General features: G+C 53.4%; 2 protein-coding genes. Both read left to right on the forward strand.

Translation table 11 applies throughout. From position 1 onward, the window contains the following. Positions 1 to 370 precede the first annotated feature (370 nt). A complete protein-coding gene (locus QME66_12985) occupies positions 371 to 2,329 on the forward strand; it encodes a T9SS type A sorting domain-containing protein (protein MDI6809865.1) in 1,959 nt (652 codons plus the stop codon). A 154-nt stretch (positions 2,330 to 2,483) separates the two neighbouring features. After that, positions 2,484 to 3,278: a DUF5689 domain-containing protein gene (locus tag QME66_12990; protein MDI6809866.1), complete on the forward strand. Its 795-nt coding sequence runs from the start codon at positions 2,484 to 2,486 to the stop codon at positions 3,276 to 3,278. Positions 3,279 to 3,410: the final 132 nt, after the last annotated feature.

Consider the following 3,410-nt stretch of genomic DNA (forward strand, 5'->3'; position numbering starts at 1 on the left):
ATCAAACGGGAATTCTAATTGTCGTTACCGGGAATTCTAATTGTCGCTGAACACTCAGAAGTACCGAACCTGGATGGACCATTCCCGGGCCGGGCAGACGACCAGGAACTAGGCCGGAGGCCTCCGTTTCTCAGGCGAAATCGTGCAATCCCGGGGGCCTGTGCTCAAGAACCGGCTTTCTCAATCGATTCCTTGACATTCGGGGCCAGAAAGTGGTATAATTCACTGTGTGAAAAGCTGTAAGGCGTAGTGTATCCGGAGACACGGTTCTTATTTGAACTGAAGAATGGAGGTGATCAAGACTAGTCAGACTGTTCCAAGGTTTTTCCTTTTGTGCGGATTCAGTCCGCTCACATCGTTGGAGGGGAAAATGAAAGTGTTTAAGTTGTACCTCTCAGCCGTAGGTGTATTTATTTGTCTTATTGCGTTCTCAACGCCGGCAGCAGCAGTCGTCACAGACTGCTACCAGATCCAGTACGGGACCTGGCCGGTCGGAACCGCTGTCACGGTGAACAATGTTGTTGTAACCGGCCGTGATCTCAAGCCCACAACATATGGGATTTGGGTGCAGGAGCAGGGAGGCGGTGCATTCAGCGGAGTTATGGTTTACTGTGGGGCCAATCCGCCTACAGTCGAAATAGGAGACATTGTAAACGTAAGCGGAACAACTGCGGAATACCCTGCAGGCGGAAATCCTCTGACCGTGACCGAGATCGACGTGCCTACCATCACAAAGGTCGGTACATTGGGTCGGCCAGCACCCGTTCTTCTTGCGACAGGAGACCTTGGCTACACGGCCGCCGACTCTGCGAAGGCCGAGAAGTGGGAAGGCGTGTACCTGAAACTCGACAATGTTGTCGTCGTTGACATTTCCATGGGTTATGGTCAATACGGGGTGGTCGAGGCGCACGCTCACGGCTCCGAAGTCGATACAGTGTGGGTAGGCCCCAAGATGCTCGATCCGACTCCGGCACTGCCCGCGGTAGGGGACACTTTCCTCGTGATCCAGGGTATCTGGTCGTGGGAGTACGGCAACTACAAGATTTGGCCCTGCAATCTCTCCGACATAGTAAAGAAGGGATGCCCTTCGCCACCGAACCTTGTCCTTGCGCACTCTACCTCTGAAACCGGCGTCCGGGCATATTTCGACGCAACGTGCAATGCTTCAGGCGTTGACATCACGAAGTATTATCTGGAGGACAGCTCAGCGGCAGTCATCTCAATCGTGAGTGCCTCCTTTGCAAATGCAGAATCAACAATAGTGGATCTTGTCACAGGCACCCAGAATAACACATTCCCCTCAACGCTTTCTTCCTGGGAAATCGGGAATAGGACGGGATGTGCCACTTCCCCGCTCCAGAGCATGACATTCAGAGGCGGAGTCTGTCCTATGTGGTATGTTCAGCATCCGAAATCTGCTCTGAATGACAGCTCGTTTGTTCTTGGCACAGGCGTCGAAGAAGTTACTGTCAGGGGAATCGTGACAGGAACGACGTTCCCGAACGAGTTCTTTGTCCAGGAGCGTCAGGCGGGACCGTGGTCAGGCATTGCAATCTACGGCTCGCTGGTAAAGCCGGTGGTTGGAGACAGCGTGACGGTTGCCGGGCTTGTGGCTGAGTACTACAACAAGACTGAATTGACCTCGATTGACTACGTGAAGATTCACAGTTCGGGAAACCCGCTTCCCGGACCCGACGTTGTGACCATCCAGCAGGTCATGACCGGAGCTGTTACCGCCGAATCGTGGGAAGGCTCGTTTGTGAGACTCAACAATACGACTGTTGCTGATACCACGACCGGGCAGGGCGGCGAATGGAGAGTGTGGAACGGGGTGACGCTGACGGATACTCTTAATATCGGCCGTGACTCTTACTACAGATTCTATTTCTGTCCGACCTGTACCACGTTCTATCCGCCTCGCGGCATGAAGTTGACGCTCCAGGGAATCTGTGACTACACATACTCAGCCAGGAAGATCAAGCCCAGAACCGGCGCTGACCTCTTCTATCCTACGGCCGTGGCTGACATGGGCGAGACTCCGGGGACACTGGAGTTCGGTCTCTTCCAGAACGTTCCTAACCCATTCAACCCTCGCACCGAGATCAGGTTTGCGGTTGCCAAGGACAGCAGGGTTGATTTGAGGGTGTATGATGTCGCTGGGAGAATGGTCAGGACACTTCTCAAGGGCGAACGCGTGAAGGCTGGCGTTCAAACAGAGGCTTGGGACGGCAGAAGTGACTCCGGGCGGGAGTTGGCTTCCGGCGTTTACTTCTATCAGCTAAGGGCAGGAGACAAAGTCGCAACGATGAAGATGGTTCTCCTGCGATAGGTTTTCACCGAATCTTTGCATCCCGGGCAGGGGTCCCACCGGCCCTGCCCGGAAGGTGTGCGAAGGATCTCAGAGAGGGAGGTGAGGCAAAGGAACAGAGAAAGAGTTAATGCGCGAACAGCATGAGTCTGTTGGTCATTGAAAGGAGAAGGTCATGAAAAAGCATCTGGGATTGATAGTCATTGCGATGATTGCCGTCTTCGCATCGGGAGCGTACGCTCTCGACAACATCATTAACATTCACATCAACGATGTGAACGGCGTGCCGGTTGCTCCGTACGCGGTCGGAACTCCTGTTGAAATCAGGGGAGTAGTCACTGCCGAGTTCACGAACGGAACTAATACCTACATAAGGGCTTTTGTTCAGGATGCGACCGGTGGTATCAATATCTACAAGTCCGGACTTACAGCAGGCTGTTACCTCCAGGTTGGCAATGATGTTACTGTCGCCGGGACAATTGGACAGTACAATGGGTTGACCCAGGTCATGATCACGAGCTATACGATCCACTCCTCCGGCAACCCTCTTCCCGCGCCCCTTCAGATAACGGCGGATGATCACGTCGCCACATTCAGGCCGGACTATACAGAGCCCAACGAAGGTAGATTGATTAAGATAAAGGGCGTGAAGATCATCGGTACAGGCTACACAGGGTGGCCTCTCTGGAAATCGACAACCTACTCGATAAACGATAGCCTTAACACCGGTAGCAGCACCAAAACGCTACTCTATGTCTATGGTGGCTCAGGATGCGCTGTGCATCCTTTGATCAATACCAATACTCCTGCGGGCGGCTTCGATGTGATCGGCATTCTTACACAGTTCGATTCAACCAGCCCGTACACTGCCGGCTATCAGATATCTCCAAGAGGCCCAGCGGACATTATCGTTCCGCCGACTGATGCTCTCCCCTCAAGCTGGGGAAGAGTAAAAGCAATGTACAAGTAAGAAATCCTGAGTAGGGAAAAGGCGCTCCCGTTTCCGGGGGCGCCTTTTTGTTGCCCCCCGCCAACAAGACCGTCCTGTCTAAGCCTGACCCAGCCTGAATTATGCACAAGTTTGGTGAAAAAAGAGTGCCAT

The sequence above is a fragment of the Candidatus Eisenbacteria bacterium genome, from assembly GCA_030017955.1.
GTDB lineage: Bacteria > Eisenbacteria > RBG-16-71-46 > JASEGR01 > JASEGR01 > JASEGR01.

Excerpts from the sequence above, each read along its gene's own strand:
- QME66_12985 (MDI6809865.1), top strand. The coding sequence starts at position 371 with ATGAAAGTGTTTAAGTTGTACCTCTCAGCCGTAGGTGTATTTATTTGT.
- QME66_12990 (MDI6809866.1), top strand. The coding sequence starts at position 2,484 with ATGAAAAAGCATCTGGGATTGATAGTCATTGCGATGATTGCCGTCTTC.